This window comes from Bacillus sp. GbtcB10, from assembly GCF_019091365.1.
In the GTDB taxonomy this organism is placed as follows: Bacteria; Bacillota; Bacilli; order Bacillales; family Bacillaceae; genus Bacillus; species Bacillus altitudinis.
Genome location: NZ_JAGXJP010000010.1, coordinates 1 through 18,425, shown reverse-complemented (window position 1 = coordinate 18,425; position 18,425 = coordinate 1). Strand labels below are relative to the sequence as shown.

General features: G+C 39.8%; 17 protein-coding genes, 1 tRNA gene, 1 rRNA gene, 1 other RNA gene, 1 pseudogene and 1 other annotated feature. Of the genes and pseudogenes, 15 read left to right on the top strand and 6 right to left on the bottom strand.

The features are described 5' to 3' along the window. Positions 1 to 47: 47 nt before the first annotated feature. Positions 48 to 1,016 carry a YaaC family protein gene (locus KVT11_RS19490; RefSeq protein WP_039962409.1) on the bottom strand — a complete coding sequence of 323 codons (969 nt, stop codon included), beginning with the start codon at positions 1,014 to 1,016 and terminating at the stop codon, positions 48 to 50. Positions 1,017 to 1,137: 121 nt separating this feature from the next. Here KVT11_RS19490 and guaB point away from each other — a divergent pair, with 121 nt between their 5' ends. Beyond that, positions 1,138 to 2,604, top strand: a complete 1,467-nt coding sequence (guaB, locus tag KVT11_RS19485) for an IMP dehydrogenase (RefSeq protein WP_008342039.1) — start codon at positions 1,138 to 1,140, stop codon at positions 2,602 to 2,604. Positions 2,605 to 2,764: 160 nt separating this feature from the next. After that, a complete protein-coding gene (locus KVT11_RS19480; protein ID WP_008342036.1) occupies positions 2,765 to 4,090 on the top strand; it encodes a D-alanyl-D-alanine carboxypeptidase family protein in 1,326 nt (441 codons plus the stop codon). A 41-nt stretch (positions 4,091 to 4,131) separates the two neighbouring features. Here the strand turns inward: KVT11_RS19480 and pdxR are convergent, their stop codons facing one another. Beyond that, complete coding sequence (pdxR, locus tag KVT11_RS19475) at positions 4,132 to 5,610, bottom strand: MocR-like pyridoxine biosynthesis transcription factor PdxR (RefSeq protein WP_008342034.1); 1,479 nt, start codon at positions 5,608 to 5,610, stop codon at positions 4,132 to 4,134. Positions 5,611 to 5,855: 245 nt separating this feature from the next. Between pdxR and pdxS the strand changes: the two genes are divergently transcribed. The 5 genes and pseudogenes from pdxS to KVT11_RS19450 all read left to right on the top strand — a co-directional run bounded on the left by pdxS (position 5,856) and on the right by KVT11_RS19450 (position 10,257). Continuing rightward, positions 5,856 to 6,740, top strand: a complete 885-nt coding sequence (gene pdxS, locus KVT11_RS19470; protein WP_008342033.1) for a pyridoxal 5'-phosphate synthase lyase subunit PdxS — start codon at positions 5,856 to 5,858, stop codon at positions 6,738 to 6,740. 20 nt (positions 6,741 to 6,760) lie between these two features. After that, positions 6,761 to 7,351 carry a pyridoxal 5'-phosphate synthase glutaminase subunit PdxT gene (gene pdxT / locus KVT11_RS19465; protein ID WP_116307718.1) on the top strand — a complete coding sequence of 197 codons (591 nt, stop codon included), beginning with the start codon at positions 6,761 to 6,763 and terminating at the stop codon, positions 7,349 to 7,351. 53 nt (positions 7,352 to 7,404) lie between these two features. After that, positions 7,405 to 7,620: a binding site (T-box leader), on the top strand. Between the two features lie 48 nt (positions 7,621 to 7,668). After that, positions 7,669 to 8,943 (top strand): serine--tRNA ligase, encoded by a 1,275-nt coding sequence (serS, locus tag KVT11_RS19460; RefSeq protein WP_008342028.1) that lies wholly within the window; start codon positions 7,669 to 7,671, stop codon positions 8,941 to 8,943. A 596-nt stretch (positions 8,944 to 9,539) separates the two neighbouring features. Beyond that, positions 9,540 to 9,872, top strand: a pseudogene (locus KVT11_RS21590) (methyl-accepting chemotaxis protein); the annotation flags it as partial. 292 nt (positions 9,873 to 10,164) lie between these two features. Further along, positions 10,165 to 10,257, top strand: a tRNA-Ser gene (locus KVT11_RS19450). An 84-nt stretch (positions 10,258 to 10,341) separates the two neighbouring features. Here KVT11_RS19450 and KVT11_RS19445 read toward each other — a convergent pair. From KVT11_RS19445 to KVT11_RS19430, 4 genes are all read right to left on the bottom strand, one after another. Continuing rightward, a complete protein-coding gene (locus KVT11_RS19445) occupies positions 10,342 to 11,001 on the bottom strand; it encodes a deoxynucleoside kinase (RefSeq protein WP_024719578.1) in 660 nt (219 codons plus the stop codon). After that, the gene (locus tag KVT11_RS19440; RefSeq protein WP_017366700.1) at positions 10,998 to 11,621 is read right to left on the bottom strand and encodes a deoxynucleoside kinase; all 624 of its coding nucleotides are present in this window, start codon (positions 11,619 to 11,621) and stop codon (positions 10,998 to 11,000) included. Before KVT11_RS19440 ends, KVT11_RS19445 begins: the two co-directional genes overlap by 4 nt. Before the next feature lie 79 nt (positions 11,622 to 11,700). Continuing rightward, on the bottom strand, positions 11,701 to 12,948 hold the full coding sequence (locus KVT11_RS19435) for a glycoside hydrolase family 18 protein (RefSeq protein WP_231947239.1): 1,248 nt from the start codon (positions 12,946 to 12,948) through the stop codon (positions 11,701 to 11,703). A gap of 99 nt (positions 12,949 to 13,047) precedes the next feature. Then, complete coding sequence (locus KVT11_RS19430; RefSeq protein WP_017359012.1) at positions 13,048 to 13,602, bottom strand: cysteine hydrolase family protein; 555 nt, start codon at positions 13,600 to 13,602, stop codon at positions 13,048 to 13,050. Positions 13,603 to 13,681: 79 nt separating this feature from the next. On the opposite strand from KVT11_RS19430, the gene tadA reads away from it, so the two are divergent. The 8 genes from tadA to KVT11_RS19390 form a co-directional block, all read left to right on the top strand. After that, complete coding sequence (gene tadA, locus KVT11_RS19425; RefSeq protein WP_007496052.1) at positions 13,682 to 14,158, top strand: tRNA adenosine(34) deaminase TadA; 477 nt, start codon at positions 13,682 to 13,684, stop codon at positions 14,156 to 14,158. A gap of 76 nt (positions 14,159 to 14,234) precedes the next feature. Further along, positions 14,235 to 14,499: signal recognition particle sRNA large type (ffs, locus tag KVT11_RS19420), an RNA gene on the top strand. Between the two features lie 331 nt (positions 14,500 to 14,830). Next, positions 14,831 to 16,543: a DNA polymerase III subunit gamma/tau gene (dnaX, locus tag KVT11_RS19415; protein WP_017359011.1), complete on the top strand. Its 1,713-nt coding sequence runs from the start codon at positions 14,831 to 14,833 to the stop codon at positions 16,541 to 16,543. 25 nt (positions 16,544 to 16,568) lie between these two features. Continuing rightward, positions 16,569 to 16,892 carry a YbaB/EbfC family nucleoid-associated protein gene (locus KVT11_RS19410; protein ID WP_025206594.1) on the top strand — a complete coding sequence of 108 codons (324 nt, stop codon included), beginning with the start codon at positions 16,569 to 16,571 and terminating at the stop codon, positions 16,890 to 16,892. A gap of 15 nt (positions 16,893 to 16,907) precedes the next feature. After that, complete coding sequence (gene recR, locus KVT11_RS19405) at positions 16,908 to 17,504, top strand: recombination protein RecR (RefSeq protein ID WP_003218094.1); 597 nt, start codon at positions 16,908 to 16,910, stop codon at positions 17,502 to 17,504. Between the two features lie 18 nt (positions 17,505 to 17,522). Further along, complete coding sequence (locus tag KVT11_RS19400) at positions 17,523 to 17,747, top strand: YaaL family protein (RefSeq protein WP_008342008.1); 225 nt, start codon at positions 17,523 to 17,525, stop codon at positions 17,745 to 17,747. 66 nt (positions 17,748 to 17,813) lie between these two features. Further along, positions 17,814 to 18,077: a pro-sigmaK processing inhibitor BofA family protein gene (locus KVT11_RS19395; protein ID WP_008342006.1), complete on the top strand. Its 264-nt coding sequence runs from the start codon at positions 17,814 to 17,816 to the stop codon at positions 18,075 to 18,077. 274 nt (positions 18,078 to 18,351) lie between these two features. After that, positions 18,352 to 18,425, top strand: a 16S ribosomal RNA gene (locus KVT11_RS19390); the annotation flags it as partial.

Below are 18,425 nucleotides of genomic sequence, written 5' to 3'. Positions count from 1 at the left end.
GGGGTTTCCCCCTGTGAGAGTAGGACGCCGCCAAGCTTTTCAAAGGATCAGTTCCAGTCGGAACTGGTCTTTTTTGTGTTTTCTTCTAGCAGCATCATGATATAAGCCGGAAACTTGTCCTCTGCAATCTCCATATAACGTTCAATCATGACATAATCATCACTAATATATTGAGATAAAAGCTCGTACCACCATTCTGTTTCGTAGCGGGCAATCATACTGAGGTTATACATTAACAAGTAATGGCTAATGATCTCAGGAATCCCTAAAAAGGCATCTCGTGTTGCTGGAATGAACCATTGATTCATCTCTAAATCATAATGAAGATGAGTAGCAAGAGCAGGGTTTTCTTCTGAAAATACATCAAATGTTAGTTTTTTAGCTTCTCGTTGCTTAAGCTTCCAAGTTGTATGGAACTCAAAATATTCAATAAAACGTTCGGCAGACATGTTATAGAGCAAGGGAATATGATCTTGAATCAACATGCCATTTGCTTGTTCTACTTTCACTAAAGTAGAGGGTTGTTTTTGAAACTCCAGAATATGACCCATTTCAGGTATTTTTGAAAGGAGATTGATCATCGTAAATCGTTCATCTTCAAGACCATTTAAATGAAATAAGTGCTTTAATACATGCATACATAATCCGTTTCGCTGAATCTTGACTTCATCCTCACTAAAACGATAATGTTGCTTCTTTCTTTTTCTTGAGGTGACGCCGTGAGCTAAGACAGAGGTTTGAGACGGATAGTCGGGATCCACTGTCAGCAAACATGCCTTTAACAGCTGTGCCATTCCATAAAACAATAAAATCGGTTTTAGTTCAAGTGGAGCTGATGCGGCTTGGTCATAAAATGTATGACCGTGCTTTAAAAAGTAAATAAATCGTTCACAGTTTTTATAGGCCTGCTGGTTTGCCTCCTGAATGTTCCGTTTCTCGTACTGTTGAAATAGAAACTTTTGGGAAGTTTCAAGTGAGTAAAAACGTTTTAAATCCTTCCATCCTGAACTTTTCATCTTCTTCCTCAACTCTCTTTATATTTTCTAAAAATTGCAACTGTTTGTTGCTTCCTTGACATGCTGTTTCCTAGTTGATAATCTACATATAATATTTTGCCGAAAAGAGGGGGATTTACTAATGTGGGAAAGTAAATTTTCAAAAGAAGGTTTGACGTTTGACGATGTGTTGCTTGTTCCAGCAAAGTCTGAGGTGCTTCCGCGTGATGTCAATTTATCAGTTGAGTTAACAAGCACTTTAAAGCTGAACATTCCAATTATTAGTGCAGGAATGGATACTGTGACGGAATCACAAATGGCGATTGCAATGGCACGTCAAGGTGGTCTTGGAATCATCCATAAGAACATGTCTATTGAGCAGCAAGCTGAACAAGTGGACAAGGTAAAACGTTCAGAGCGTGGTGTTATTACAAATCCATTTTTCTTAACACCGGATCATCAAGTATTCGATGCAGAACATTTAATGGGTAAATATCGTATTTCTGGTGTACCGATTGTTAATAACGAACAAGATCAAAAGCTTGTTGGGATTATTACCAACCGTGACCTTCGTTTTATTTCGGATTATTCAATGAAGATTAGCGACGTGATGACAAAAGAGGAACTTGTGACAGCTTCTGTTGGAACAACATTAGAAGAAGCTGAAAAAATCCTTCAGCAATATAAAATTGAAAAATTACCTCTTTTAGATGACGAAGGAACATTAAAAGGTCTCATCACCATCAAAGATATTGAAAAAGTGATCGAATTCCCTAACTCCTCTAAAGATGCACATGGCCGTTTAATTGTTGGTGCCGCTGTAGGTGTCACTGGCGATACAATGACTCGTGTGAAAAAATTAGTAGAAGCCAATGTTGATGTGATCGTCATTGATACAGCACACGGTCATTCTCAAGGTGTTCTAGACACTGTATCGAAAATCCGTGAAACGTATCCTTCTCTTAATATCATTGCTGGTAACGTTGCAACAGCTGAAGCAACAAAAGCATTGTTTGAAGCTGGAGCAGATATTGTAAAAGTGGGTATTGGACCAGGATCGATTTGTACAACACGTGTTGTTGCAGGGGTCGGTGTACCACAAATCACAGCGATTTATGACTGTGCAACAGAAGCAAGAAAGCATGGTAAATCTATTATTGCAGATGGTGGAATTAAATATTCAGGTGATATCGTGAAAGCATTAGCTTCTGGTGGACATGCTGTTATGCTGGGAAGCCTTCTTGCTGGTACATCTGAAAGCCCAGGAGAAACAGAAATTTTCCAAGGCAGACGTTTCAAAGTATATCGTGGTATGGGTTCTGTTGCTGCAATGGAAAAAGGAAGTAAAGATCGTTACTTCCAAGAAGATAACAAAAAATTCGTTCCAGAAGGTATCGAAGGACGTACACCGTATAAAGGACCAGTTGTTGACACTGTTTACCAACTCGTTGGCGGTATTCGCTCTGGTATGGGCTACTGTGGAACACAGGACTTACGTACTCTTAGAGAAGAAGCACAATTCATTCGCATGACAGGTGCAGGTCTTCGTGAGAGCCATCCACATGATGTACAAATTACAAAAGAATCACCAAACTACACAATTTCTTGATAAATTGTGACAATCAAATTACATTTGACAGGGTCTATGACTCTGTCTATTTTTTTTGTCTTTATTGTGATAAAATTTATACTGTTGTGTCGAAATAAGCCCTTGTGGATTAAATATATATGAAAAACGTCGAAAAAAGATGAATACGGAGGTATGACGATTGAACAGCAAGATGTTGAAACAGCTTATGGTCTCTATCCTTGCATTGGCATTGATTGTTACTGCATTTACCCCAATGTCCAAAGCAAAAGCAGCTGAAGATCCATTCAATGTGAATGCGAAAGCAGCCATCCTTATTGAAGCTTCTACAGGTAAAATTCTTTATAGTAAAAACGCAGAACAAAGACTGCCTATTGCAAGTATGGCAAAGATGATGACAGAGTATCTATTACTAGAGGCAATTGCTGAAGGCAAAGTGAAATGGGATCAAACATATACGCCAGATGATTACGTGTACGAAATTTCTCAGGACCGCAGTTTATCCAATGTTCCATTGAGAAAAGATGGTTCGTATACTGTCAAAGAACTTTATCAAGCAACGGCTATTTATTCAGCAAATGCAGCAGCAATTGGTCTAGCAGAGGTAATCGCTGGATCAGAATCAAAGTTTGTTGAAAAAATGAATGCAAAAGCAAAAGAACTTGGCTTAACCAATTACAAATTCGTGAATGCAACTGGATTAGAAAATAAAGACTTACATGGCAAACAGCCAAAAGGTACGGGACCTGATGAAGAAAGCGAAGTTTCCGCAAAGGATATGGCTTTGCTTGCACAGCATCTCATCAAAGATCATCCAGAAATTCTTGAAACAGCAAGCATCGCGAAAACAAAGTTCAGAGAAGGCACAGATGACGAAATGGACATGCCAAACTGGAACTTTATGCTTAAAGGACTTGTGAAAGAATATGAAGGCGTAGACGGTCTGAAAACGGGCTCTACTGATTCAGCTGGTTCTAGCTTCACAGGTACAGCAAAACGTGGTGACATGCGTGTGATCGCAGTTGTCCTGAATGCTAAAGGGAATCTTCATACAGCTCGTTTTGATGTGGCGAAAAAATTGTTCGATTATGCCTTTAAAAACTTTACGATGAAAGAAATGTACAAAAAAGGCCAACAAATCAAGGGACATGAAAACATCGAAGTCGATAAAGGGAAAGATAAAGAAGTACCCGTCGTGACGAAAGAAGCTTTCTCTGTACCGGTTAAAAATGGTGACGAGAAGAGCTATAAAGCGAAAGTAAATATTGATAAAAAGAACCTAGAAGCTCCTATTAAAAAAGGAACGAAGGTTGGCATGCTGACGACTTCTTATTCTGGTGATGAGAAGGACTACGGCTATTTGAGTAAAGACCAATCAGGTGTTGAGCTTGTGACGAAAACAGGTGATGAAAAAGCAAACTGGTTCATCCTTGCAATGCGTGGTGTAGGTGGATTCTTCGCTGGCATTTGGGGCGGAATCGTCGACACAGTAAAAGGTTGGTTCTAATAAAAAACTGCTCTCTTTATGTGAGAGCAGTTTTTTTATCGTTAAAAGAAAAGAGATTGTTTGTGGTTTTGAGGTGTAGACAAGGCCTGCTGAAAAATACCACATAACTTTTCCATACCTTCCGTCAGTGCCTTTTCATTCACATAAGAAAAACTCAGACGTATATAATTCTGCTTCGGCTCCCCAGGATAGCAGACAGAGCCAGGCAGGAAGGTGATTTGTTGCTTCCGTGCCTCATGTAATAGGGCACGTGTATCGACCCAGGAAGGAAAGCTAAGCCACAAATTGAGCCCGCCCTGTGGGATTTGCCAGGTGACGTCCTTTGGCGCATGCTTTGTCAACACATCCATCATCAAATCGCGTCTCACCTTCAAGGCAGTTCTTAATTTTTTCGTATGATCGATCATTTTCTTGGAAGTGAGAAACGGTAAGATCGCCTTTTGGGTGAGAAGCGGGCTCCCTAAATCATTATTGGCTTTTGCAGCTAATAAACGGTTAAATATAGAGCCTGACGCTGTAATAATTCCAATTCTGCATCCTGGAGCCAGTGTCTTGCTTAATCCTCGTAAATATATGACGTGTCCATCGTGATCTAGGCTTTTAATGGGTGCCGGCGGTTTCTTTTCAAAATAAAGCTCACGATAAGGATCATCCTCTACAATGAGACAATCAATGCTTTGTGCCAGTAAAAGCAGCTGTTTTCTTCGTTTCATCGACATACTGGCGCCTGTAGGACTGTGAAAAGTAGGAATGGTATAGATGAGCTTTGGTTTATATTTATCACAAATGCTTTGAAGCTGTTTCATGTTCATTCCTTCATGGTCGACAGGAACCGTAATAATTCGTGCCCCTCTCCCCATAAAGACATCAATTGCGCCTGGATAGGTGGGCGCCTCCATGACAACTACATCATCCGGCCCGATAAATGTACGTGCCACTAAATCAAGCCCTTGCTGAGAACCGCTAGTGACAAGGATATTTTCAGGAGTAGAAGGGACATCTAATTTTTCTAGAAATGATTGAATGACCTGACGAAGCTGAAGGTCACCTTGTATTTCTCCGTATTTTGACATGATTTGAGGATGCCGGGCCAGAACATGCTGCATTTCTTTTTCTAAATACCGGTTAGGTAAAAGACCAGGATCAATCATAGAGGAAGAAAGATTAATGGCTTCTTCGACATAGTGATACTGAGCGAATTGAGACCTTGGTAAATAATCAGGGATCGATAACTGCCAATCGAAAGAAGTAGATGACTGAACCGGGATGTCAGTTTGCTCATGCTGCTCATTCACAAACGTACCTTTTCCTTGTACAGTCGTTAAAAATCCGTCGTCCTTAAGCCGTGTATAGGCTTTTGCTGCTGTGACAAGACTTACATTCAGCTGTTTCGCTAGATCACGTACAGTCGGCAGCTTATCGCCTTGCTGAAGCAGACCTGATTGAATGTGATCAACGATGGAAAAGTAAATCTGATTCGAAAGAGATGTATCTGAATGTCGATGGATATCAATATGCATGAAAATCCTCCAATGGGTGTGGAATTGTTATAGATGTTTCGAATTGTTATAGATGTATTATAACATGTTAATAACACTTAAAAGAGGGAATGATGCTTTTTTAACTATGAAACTTTGATATATAAGGGTTTCTTCTTTTTTATGAGCTAATTGAATTGTTATACTATTCTCTTTATTGTTATACTCTAACGCTTGTATGATAAAGGTGTTGAATTAATCGAATAGACAAATGGGAGGAAACAATTGTGAGCAATAAGGGAACTGAACGAGTAAAACGTGGAATGGCAGAAATGCAAAAAGGTGGCGTCATTATGGATGTCGTCAATGCTGAGCAGGCAAAAATCGCAGAAGAAGCAGGCGCAGTGGCAGTAATGGCACTAGAACGAGTACCAGCTGACATCCGTGCAGCAGGCGGTGTTGCCCGTATGGCAGACCCAAGAATCGTAGAAGAAGTACAAAATGCAGTAACGATTCCAGTCATGGCAAAAGCACGTATCGGTCACATCGTGGAAGCTCGTGTTCTTGAAGCACTTGGTGTTGATTATATTGATGAGAGTGAAGTGCTGACGCCCGCAGATGAGGAATTCCATTTAAATAAAAATGAATACACGGTTCCTTTCGTATGTGGCTGCCGTGATCTAGGTGAGGCGACTCGTCGTATTGCAGAAGGTGCATCTATGCTTCGTACAAAAGGTGAGCCTGGTACAGGAAATATTGTAGAAGCTGTTCGTCATATGAGAAAGGTCAATGCTCAAATTCGTAAAGTGGCGGCAATGAGTGAAGATGAATTGATGACAGAAGCCAAGAATCTGGGCGCACCTTATGAATTATTGCTTCAAATTAAAAAAGAAGGCAAATTGCCAGTTGTAAACTTTGCAGCTGGAGGTGTTGCGACACCAGCAGATGCAGCACTCATGATGCAGCTTGGAGCAGATGGTGTATTTGTCGGCTCTGGTATCTTCAAATCAGACAATCCAGCTAAATTTGCAAAAGCGATCGTAGAAGCAACGACTCATTTCACAGATTACCGTCTAATTGCAGAGCTTTCTAAAGAGCTTGGAACAGCGATGAAAGGAATTGAAATTTCAAATCTATTGCCAGAAGAGCGTATGCAAGAGCGTGGCTGGTAATTAAGGGAGCGCAAACGAACATGCTAACAATTGGTGTACTAGGGCTTCAAGGAGCGGTGAGAGAGCATATTCAATCGATTGAAGCGTGTGGCGCAGCGGGAAAGATCATCAAGCGGGTAGAGGAGTTAGAAATTGTTGACGGTCTCATTATCCCTGGTGGTGAAAGTACGACGATGAGAAGACTCATGGATACGTACCAATTCATTGAACCGATTAAAGCGTTCGCTGCTCAAGGTAAACCGATATTTGGGACTTGTGCCGGTTTGATTATGCTGGCAAAGCATATAGAAGATCGAGAAGATGCTCATCTTGGACTGTTAAATGTATCTGTTGCACGTAATTCGTTTGGCAGACAGGTAGACAGCTTTGAAGCAGATGTAGAAGTGAAAGGACTGGATGCGCCGTTTACAGGTGTGTTCATCCGTGCCCCACATATCATCAGCGCAAATGAGAGCGTAGAGGTCATGGCTGAGTATGACGGCAGGATTGTGATGGCGAAAGAAAACAATATCTTAGGTTGTTCTTTTCATCCAGAGCTGACAGATGACCATCGGTTAACACAGCTGTTTGTTGAGATGGTGGAGTCCTATAAAACGAAGCTTGCTGTATAAAACGGTTGAAAAGAGATAAAACTTATAGTACATTAAAATCACAATCAAAGATCGAAAAAGCGTTGACGGGAAATAGTAAGAAGCCCCTCTTTCTCAGAGAGCCGATGGTTGGTGAGAATCGGTGAAAGATGCATTCTGAATCCATCCTTGAGCGAAATGCTGAAACATGAAGTAAGCATTTACGGTGATGCCGTTACAGAGGAAAGAGGAAAGCATGCTTTTGGCGTGTTTTCAATCAGGGTGGCAACGCGAGAGCTCTCGTCCCTTTCATGGGATGAGGGCTCTTTTTATTTTTCGATAAAAAAGGAGTGTTACACATGCTGGATATTAAACAACTGCGCACGGATTTTGATCAAATCAAAGAAAAATTAGCCCATCGAGGCGAAGATTTAGCGGATTTTGATAAGTTTGGTGAACTGGATCAAAAAAGAAGAGAATTAATCGGCAAAACAGAAGTATTAAAGAGCCGAAGAAATGAAGTATCACAGCAAGTGGCTGTTCTAAAAAGAGAAAAGAAAGACGCCGATCACATTATTCAAGAAATGCGTGAGGTAGGCGATGAGATTAAGAAGTTGGATGATGAATTAAGAACAGTAGAGGAAAGCCTGCAAACCATCCTATTCTCAATTCCAAACATCCCTCATGACTCTGTACCAGTCGGTGAAACAGAAGATGACAACATTGAAGTGAGAAAATGGGGCGAACAGCCAGCCTTCTCATTTGAACCAAAGCCGCATTGGGATGTAGCGGATGAGCTGAAAATTTTGGATTTTGAACGTGCAGGAAAAGTGACAGGAAGCCGTTTCGTTTTTTATAAAGGGCTAGGCGCACGGTTAGAGCGTGCACTTTATAACTTTATGTTGGATTTACACGTAGATGAATTTGGTTTTACTGAAGTACTACCACCTTATATGGTCAACAGAGCAAGCATGACAGGAACCGGACAGCTTCCAAAGTTTGAAGAGGATGCTTTTAAAATTCGAGAAGAAGATTATTTCCTCATTCCAACGGCTGAAGTGCCAATTACGAACATGCACCGTGACGAAATTCTTGAAGGAGAGCAGCTGCCAATCAATTATGCAGCATTTAGTGCTTGCTTTAGATCAGAAGCTGGTTCTGCTGGCAGAGATACGCGCGGACTCATCCGTCAGCACCAATTTAACAAAGTAGAGCTTGTGAAATTTGTCAGACCAGAAGATTCTTATGAAGAATTAGAAAAACTAACAAACCAAGCAGAAAAAGTTCTTCAATTATTGAACCTGCCATACCGTGTCATGAGCATGTGTACAGGAGATTTAGGCTTTACGGCTGCGAAGAAATACGATATCGAAGTATGGATTCCAAGCCAAAATACGTATCGTGAAATTTCTTCTTGCAGTAACTTTGAAGCGTTCCAAGCGAGACGAGCAAACATTCGTTTCCGCCCTGAGCCTAAAGCAAAGCCAGAACACGTCCACACATTAAATGGATCTGGTTTAGCAGTAGGAAGAACTGTTGCAGCCATTTTAGAAAACTATCAACAAGAGGATGGAACAGTGATTATTCCTGAGGTGTTACGTCCTTATATGGGAAATAAAGAAGTGATAAAATAAGATGCCGTCATGGCATCTTATTCTTTTTACCTAAACTTCTACAGCTTTTCTAAAATAAGCCGATAAAAGAACTAAAAGCATCTAGGAAAGAAGGAATAACCTTGAATAGGCTTGACTATTATGTTGAAATGGCTCAATTACTCAGAAAAGTTCTAGATGAAAGTGTTCTTTTCGGCATCACTGATACAGAAAAGGTACTTTGCTATTATCCATCGACCACAGTAGATTTTGGCATTAAAGTAGGGGACGCTTTAAACCCAGAGGACCAAAACGTGGCGACGACATTAAGAGGACAAGAATATGATGGGCATTTGCCAGAGTCTTTATATGGTTATGAAATTGCTGTAAAAGGTTATCCGATTTTTGATGAAGATAGAAAAGTGATTGGCTCTTTTTTAGTGGCTTTTTCACATCATCGTGAGAAGAAATTAAGCGGCTATATGGAACATATCAATAAAGTAGCGAAAGAGTTACAAGGTGGAATTGAGCAAATTGCTGCTCATTCTCAAGAACTGGCTGCGACAAGCTTAGAAATTAGCGAGCAGGCCGGAAGAGCAGAAGAGAAATCCGCAAACATTGAAGAAGTCGTCAAAACCATTGGCGGTATTGCGAGACAAACAAACCTGTTAGGACTCAATGCTGCAATTGAAGCGGCAAGAGCAGGTGAAAATGGAAAAGGCTTTGCTGTTGTTGCAGACGAGGTACGTAAGTTATCAGATGGATCAAAGGAAGCAGCTGAAACCATTAATGCATTTTTAAAAGAAATCCAAGACAGCATTGGCACTTTATCTGAAAATATCTCACAAATCAGCAGTTCAACAAACGAACAAGCTAAACAAGTGACAGACTTTACAAAGATTATTGAGTCATTAAATGATTTTAAAGAAGAGATGAATCTTTTTATTGAAGAAATTAGACAGGATACGTAATAAATGAAGAGCAGCCGATAATCGGCTGCTTCAGCGTGTAGACAAACCCTCGCATTCTTTGTCAGTCCTGCGTGCTGGTGCTCACGAATGCCAAATTCGCTCCGCGCCAGTACTCGTCCTTCCTAGACTTCAAAGGTTTTCTATTACGCTGAAAAGAAGACAAAAGGCTAAAATAAAGTTCATTTTAGCTTTTTATAGGCTAAACATCATACCAAAATCAAATGTTGAAATTTTTTTCGAAAAGATGTTGACTTAAAATAAGATGATATGATATATTAATTCTTGTCGATACGGAGGAATACCCAAGTCCGGCTGAAGGGATCGGTCTTGAAAACCGACAGGGGTGTCAAAGCCCGCGGGGGTTCGAATCCCTCTTCCTCCGCCATATTGATTTTACCTTAGTTGAATTGAAACGCATAAAAATTGGAAATTGTCAAACCGCTGCATTCGAGAAATGCAGCGGTTTTTTTTATTTTGTGTTAGAGCGATTTTTTTGAATAACAGAAGCAATTTCATGAAGAATTGGATCAAGTGAGCTTTCATCATGAAGTAAGTCGTAATCTTCAATATTAATTTTAATCACAGGGCACAGATCAAATTGTTCAATCCATTCCGTATATCGAGTGTACATTTCTTCCCAATATGCTCGATCGGTTTGAGTTTCCATCTCTCTCCCGCGCTCTTCAATACGATGTAATATATGATCTAAATCCCCATGTAAGTAAATGAGGACATCTGGGTGAGGGAAGTAAGGTGTCATCACCATCGCCTCAAATAGACTTGTATACGTTTCATAGTCTACCTCTGACATGGTACCTTTGTCTGCGTGCATTTTAGCAAAAATGCCAGTGTCCTCATAAATTGACCGATCTTGTACATAACCTCCACCAGACTCGAAGATTCGTTTCTGTTCCTTAAAACGTTCAGCTAGAAAATAGACCTGTAAATGAAAGCTCCATCTTTGGAAATCTGAATAAAAAGGCTCTAAGTATGGATTATCATCTACTTTTTCGAGAGAAGTTTGAAACCCTAGCTTGTCCGCTATTGTTTTCGTCATGGTCGATTTTCCGACACCAACTGTACCTGCAATTGTAATGACAGCATCCTTTGGTATTTCAATATTTTTCATAGTACTTGCTCCTTTATGTTCTGTACAATTTGCTGGTAATCTTGCTGTGAGGAAACGAAGTCTGTATGATCGCCTTCAATTGTAATGATAGGAAGCCCTGGGTCAGTTTGTTTTAAATGCTCGATGGCCAACTCATAATCTTCAATCAGGGTTTTTAAATAAGCTGGATCAATGTCTTCTTCAAAAGATCGGCCTCTCATCTTTATTCTATCAAGTAAGGTGGGAAGGCTGGCTTTTATATAGATCATGGCATTTGGTTTAGGAAGATCATCTGTCAGCAAGTGATAGATCTTTCTGTATTTATCCATATGCTTTTTGGATAAGGTTCTTTCTGCAAATATCATATTTTTATAGACATGATAATCAGTGACAATCGGCTGCTGTTTTTTGACATAGTTCTCTTCAATAGATTCTAACTGTTTAAACCGATTACATAGAAAAAACATCTCAAGCTGAAAGCTCCATTGTTCCATATCTTCATAAAATTTATCTAAGAATGGATTTTCTTCTACAATTTCTTTTACTAAAGGAAATTGAAATTCCTTTGAAAGCATTGTAGCCAAGGTTGTTTTTCCGGCTCCAATTGGGCCTTCCACTGCAATAAAAGGGGCAGGATACATAGGCGTTCTCCTCTATCTATAAAGTTGTCAAACCAATGTATATTGTACCATACCCCTTCTGAGAGATAGAGCGAATGAATTACGATGTCGTTCTTTTTTCAATATTAAATTGATCTGATAACAACAACCAGTTTTGTGGGAAGGATAGACCTAATTTCCAGTAAGCAATTCCATTTAGGTTTAACTCTTTAATGAGATTAAATTTGGCTTGAATGGATCTTGCGTCTTCAAACCAAACCTCGTGTTCTTTGTTGTTAGCATCTGTATAACGGAAATAAGGTGCTTGTGCTGTTTCGTCATATAGAATGGATACATTATTCTCTCTAGCAATGGCGATCGCTTGTTGAGGGCTGACGGCTTTGGCGATAGGGCCTCCTTGAACATAAGGAAGCGTCCAATCATAACCATATAAATTCTGCCCCATCACAATTTTATTGGCAGGTATGACAGTCAGTGCATATTCAATGACTTGGCGGACAGGGCCGATCGGAGAGACGGCTTGTGCAGGCCCGCCGCTGTAGCCCCACTCATAAGTCATCAGTACAACATGATCAACAATCTTACCAATTGCTTCATAGTCATGCGCCTCATACCACTTTCCTTTCTGTTCACTGCTTGTTTTAGGAGCGAGTGCCACAGAAATAGTCCAACCCTGTTGATGAAAACGAGTTGTTGCCTCTCTTAAAAATTGAAGGTAAGCTTCTTTATCAACAGGGCGTAAATATTCAAAGTCAAAATGGATTTCTTTTAATTGATACTTTTGAGCAACGCGGACGATTTCATTTAATAATGTCGTTTTGACAGCTTGATTTGTTAAAAGAATTCGCCCGAGTTCATCACTAAATTTATCATTCTCTAGATTTGTGACTACCATGGTTAAAACCGTTCTGCTTTGAGCGGCAATCTGAGGTAATTGATCTAAAGGTGGCTCGCGAAGTGTGCCGTCTCTTTGTGCTTGAAAACTAAAGGCACCGAGATGTGTTAAGTATGGAGATGCCTCTCTGGCTGCTTGCTTTAAATTTTCGCTGACTTGGTTTCCGCGAGGTTCTATATAAGCATTAGAATTAATATTTCTTTTCGGTCTTTGTGGAATATAAAGCAAAAAACGAATAGGCAATATGGCTTCAGGCCGAATCCGATTCACACGTGCCAATTCTTCTACCGGAATTTGAAATCTTCTTCCAATTTGATAAAGTGTATCATTTTGTTTGACCTCATAAAATTGACCTCTAATAGGGATGACAATTGTTTGTCCAACGACTAGTTGATTTGGTGTTTCGATGTCGTTGGTCCGAATGATTTCATTTGCCGTTGTTTTAAAACGCATGGCAATTTCATTTAATGTATCTCCTCTTTTGACAACATAAATTTGAATGGTCAACGCCCCCTTTGTTATTGCTAACAATTTATGAGGGTGATGGATAAATCATGTTTGATTTTCATCCGTGATCTCTTTAGTGGTTGTGATTTTGGCAAGAAGAACGTTCTCCATCATCGTTAAAGCGTACTCGTTGTCCCTATCATCATTTGAAGCAATACAATCTTTAGGTACAGTGAGGTTGTACTCTCGCATGTAAGCGTCATTTGCAGTGAACAGGACACAGATGTTTCCGGCAATTCCAGTTAAAATAAGATCTTGCACACCTAATTCATTTAGGAGTGTCTCTAGTGCTGTTCCGTAAAAGGCAGAGTGCTTAGGTTTAATTAAGAAGTAATCATCTTTAGATGGTGCCATTTGTTCTAAAATAGGGGCACTTCTTTCGTTTTTGCATGTTTCCATAACAGCTTTGATATCAGCCTTCCAGAGTCCATAGTGGTCGTTGATATAGATAATTGGCCAATTTTTCTTGAAAGCGTGTTGTTTAAGGGCTAAAATTTTATTGGTCATTTGCTCTGTTTTTTCAGCGAGCACATGTCCCATTTCGAAATCAAAATTATTGATCATGTCAATAATAAGAAGTGCCTTTTGTTGTTTTGGCAAATCAAGACCCCCTTTAAAAGATTGTGATAATATGTTAACCTCAATATCCTTTAAAAAAACATGAAAAGAGAGCCGTGCTATGACGAAAGATGAACAGTTTATGCAAGAAGCTATTTCTGAAGCTTTGAAAGCAAAACAAATAGGAGAAGTTCCAATCGGTGCCGTCATCGTTGTTGATGATCAAATTGTAAGCCGTGCTCACAATTTAAGGGAAAGTGAACAGCGATCAATTGCTCATGCGGAATTACTTGCTATTGATGAAGCGTGTAAAATGACTGGTAGTTGGCGTTTAGAAGATGCTGTACTTTATGTTACACTCGAACCGTGCCCAATGTGTGCAGGCGCTATTGTACTTTCAAGAGTGAAAAAGGTCGTTTTTGGTGCCTATGATCCTAAAGGTGGTTGTGCTGGTACTTTAATGAATTTATTGGACGATGAGCGGTTCAATCATCAGTCTGAAGTCATTGGTGGTGTGCTTGAAAATGAGTGTGGTGAGCTGTTAAGTCAGTTCTTTCGAGACCTCCGTCAGCAGAAGAAGCAAGCGAAAAGTAAATGAATGGATGTCGTTTGCAATTTTATCACTTAGAAGGTATACTTATGTCTGCGTCACCAACAATTTAATATTCATTTTGCCGTGCTAAGCGGGGAGGTAGCGGTGCCCTGTACTCGCAATCCGCTCTAGCGAGGCCGAATCCCTTCTCAAGGTTCGTTTACTTCAAGGTCTGCCTTAAATAAGTGGTGTTGACGTCTGGGTCCTGCGCAATGGGAATTCATGAACCATGTCAGGTCCGGAAGGAAGCAGCATTAAGTGAAACCTCTCATGTGCCGCAGGGTTGCCTGGGCCGAGCTAACTGTTTAAGTAACGCTTGGGGTAGCGAATCGACAGAAGGTGCACGGTAAATCAATATTAAATGAAACTCATCTAGTTTATCTAGGTGAGTTTTTTGTTGCTATTGAAAGAATATATCAGTTGTTTTGTTTATACAAATAGCAAAAAAGCCATTTTTAGGGTGAGGTTTTTTTGAAGTAATTCATATAGGGAACGAATGTTCTTATTGATCTGGCAGACATTTTCAGAAAGCAGGAAAACACGTTTTTTAATCAAGAAAAGTAAAAAGTCTTTAAAGGAAATGCTCTTTTTCGTTTATTAGAAAATAAAGGTGTACTTTTGAATTGATCGTTGCATCATGTATAATGAACATGATGATAAATGGAGGAGGGCGTATTTGTGAGTTATCAAGCTTTATACCGAGTGTTCAGACCTCAAGTTTTTGAGGATGTTGTTGGACAAGAACACATCACAAAAACGTTGCAAAATGCCCTTTTGCAGAAAAAGTTTTCTCATGCTTACTTATTTTCAGGTCCTAGAGGAACAGGTAAAACAAGTGCTGCCAAGATTTTTGCTAAAGCAGTGAACTGTGAAAAGTCACCTGTTAGTGAGCCGTGTAATGAGTGTGATGCCTGTAGAGGGATTACGACCGGTTCGATTTCAGACGTGATTGAAATAGATGCTGCCTCAAATAACGGGGTAGATGAAATTCGGGATATACGTGATAAAGTGAAATTTGCTCCTTCAGCGGTTACATATAAGGTTTATATTATAGATGAGGTACATATGCTCTCTATCGGGGCATTTAATGCACTTCTTAAAACGCTAGAGGAACCACCTGCTCATTGTATCTTTATTTTGGCTACCACAGAGCCTCATAAGATTCCTCTTACCATCATATCAAGATGTCAGAGATTTGATTTTAAACGGATCACGACAAAAGATATTGTTGGACGAATGGAGAAAATTGTAGATGCAGAAAGCCTAAATATACAAGAGGGTTCACTCGAGATTATTGCTAGTGCGGCAGATGGAGGCATGCGTGACGCACTCAGTCTCCTTGACCAAGCGATCTCATTTAGTGGTGAACAGCTCACAATTGATGATGCACTGCTCATTACAGGTGCTGTATCTCAGCATTTCATTAGTCAGCTTGCTGAAGCCATTTTTGAGCAAAATATTGCGATAGCGCTGGATACGTTAAATGAATTGCTTCAACAGGGGAAAGATGCTGCGAAATTAATAGAGGATATGATCTTCTACTTTAGAGATATGCTTCTATTCAAAACAGCACCGGATCTTGAAGGTGTCCTTGAAAAAGTCAAAGTCGACGATAAGTTTGTGGCTCTTTCAGAACGTGTGGCACCTCAGTTTCTTTATGAAACGATTGAAGTGCTGAATAAAAGCCATCAGGAAATGAAATGGACAAACCATCCTAGAATTTTCTTTGAAGTAGCTGTGGTTAAGCTCTGTCAGTCAACGGCTGGTGCTGTATCATCTCCGGCTGATTCCGACCTAACAGCGTTAACGAATAAAATAGACAGGCTGGAACAGGAGCTATCTAGGCTAAAAGCTGAGGGTGTTCCAATGACTCAGTCTCAGAGTCCTCAAGCAAAAACGGAAGCACCTCGACCTCAAACGAGTAATAAAAATGGCTATCGTGCACCTGTCGGTCGAATTCATGAGATTTTAAAAGAAGCGAAGCGACCGGAACTAGAAAAAATAAAAGGCAAATGGGGAGAGCTTCTTGCCCAATTAAAACAGCAAAATAAGGTATCTCACGCTGCGCTATTAACAGATAGTGAACCAGTTGCGGCGGCAACTCATGCCTTTGTTTTAAAATTCAAATTTGAAATACATTGTAAGATGGTGGCCGAAGATAAAAGTGGTGTTCGAACCAATCTTGAGCAACTGCTAGAATCTATGCTAGGAAAAAGAGTGGAATTAGTTGGCGTTCCTGACGCTCAATGGGGTAAAATAAGAGAAGAATTTTTAAGAGATCATCAGCCTGAAGAACAAGCAGATGGTCAGGCAGCTTCTGCTGAAGAAGATCCATTAATTGCAGAAGCAAAGAAGTTAGTAGGAACCGATTTAATTGAAATTAAAGATTAACAATTTGAAAGAGAGTGGTGTTCATATGCGCGGTGGAATGGGAAATATGCAAAAAATGATGAAACAAATGCAAAAAATGCAGAAGGATATGGCTAAGGCTCAAGAAGAGCTTGCAGAAAAAGTCCTTGAAGGTACTGCGGGTGGCGGTATGGTCACTGTAAAAGTAAATGGACAAAAAGAAGTCATTGATGTGGCGATTAATGAAGAAGTTGTTGATCCTGAAGACATCGATATGCTTCAAGACCTTGTACTTGCAGCAACAAATGATGCATTGAAAAAAGTTGATGAACTAACGAATGAAACAATGGGTCAATTCACAAAAGGAATGAACATGCCAGGTTTATTCTAGGAGGAATAACTGAAGATGCAATATCCTGAACCAATATCAAAGCTGATTGATAGCTTTATGAAATTGCCAGGAATCGGACCTAAAACTGCGGTCCGTCTGGCTTTTTTTGTTCTTAGTATGCAAGAAGATGTCGTGCTGGATTTTGCGAAGGCACTTGTTAATGCAAAGCGTAATTTAACTTATTGTTCTGTTTGCGGACATATCACCGACCAGGATCCTTGCTATATTTGTGAAGATACAAGAAGAGATCAATCTGTGATCTGTGTCGTGCAGGATCCAAAAGATGTGATCGCAATGGAAAAAATGAAAGAATACAACGGCTTATATCATGTGCTTCATGGTGCTATTTCACCAATGGACGGAATTGGACCAGAGGATATTAAAATTCCTGACCTATTAAAAAGATTGCAAGACGATCAAGTCACAGAGGTCATTCTTGCAACCAACCCAAACATTGAGGGTGAAGCGACAGCTATGTATATCTCTAGATTGTTGAAACCATCAGGAATTAAACTCTCTCGCATTGCTCACGGACTCCCAGTAGGTGGAGACTTAGAGTATGCGGATGAAGTCACACTTTCTAAGGCTCTAGAAGGCAGACGTGAGATGTAGGAAGGAGAAGTACGGTACATGGGTTTTCTTCGCAGAAAATCAATTCGAAAAGAATTCGATGAGATATTAATTCAACAGCTTTTTAAGCAAAAGGAAGAATGGAACAGACAAAAAAAGCTTGTCGCAAATAGCGTTGAGCCTTCACCGGACATTCTATTCGAATTAAAGCTTGCTCAAGCGAAGTACTTTTTCTATCTGAGAGAAGCGAAAAAGAGAAATTTACGTTTAAACAACTGGAGGTAGCAGGTCTATTTTACATAATCCTCTCATATGCTTGTACTATTCATATGAAGAGGAGATGAGAGGATTATGGAACCTGTTATTGTGATTGGTTCAATTTTGTTAGCTGTTTTATTGTTGTTTATGTCAGGTGTTCAAGCGAATCCATTCAAATGGTTAGGGCTTATTGGAGTTAAGTTTGTCGCAGGTGCTCTTTTTTTATTTTGTCTCAATTTATTCGGTGAGAGTTTAGGGCTTCATGTTTCCATTAACCCTGTAACGAGTGGAATTAGTGGTTTGTTGGGCATTCCAGGTGTAGCAGCTTTAGTCGTAATTGAAAAGTTTATTATTTAATGCAAAATATTGTTGACTTTGATTATATATGGTGGTAAATTAATATACGTCGCTGATGACGAAGAAACGAAAAAACATAATAACAAAAAAGTTGTTGACACTAACAACTTGGACGTGATAAGATGTTCTAGTCGCTTCTGAAGCGGTAAACAAGTTCTTTGAAAACTAAACAAGACAAAACGTACCTGTTAATTCGAGTTTTTATAAAAAAATCCTATGATATTTCATAGGTAGTCAGTCAAACTGGCGAAAAACAAAACTTCGGTTTTGAACTTTTTCGGAGAGTTTGATCCTGGCTCAGGACGAACGCTGGCGGCGTGCCTAATACATGCAAGTCGAGCGGACAGA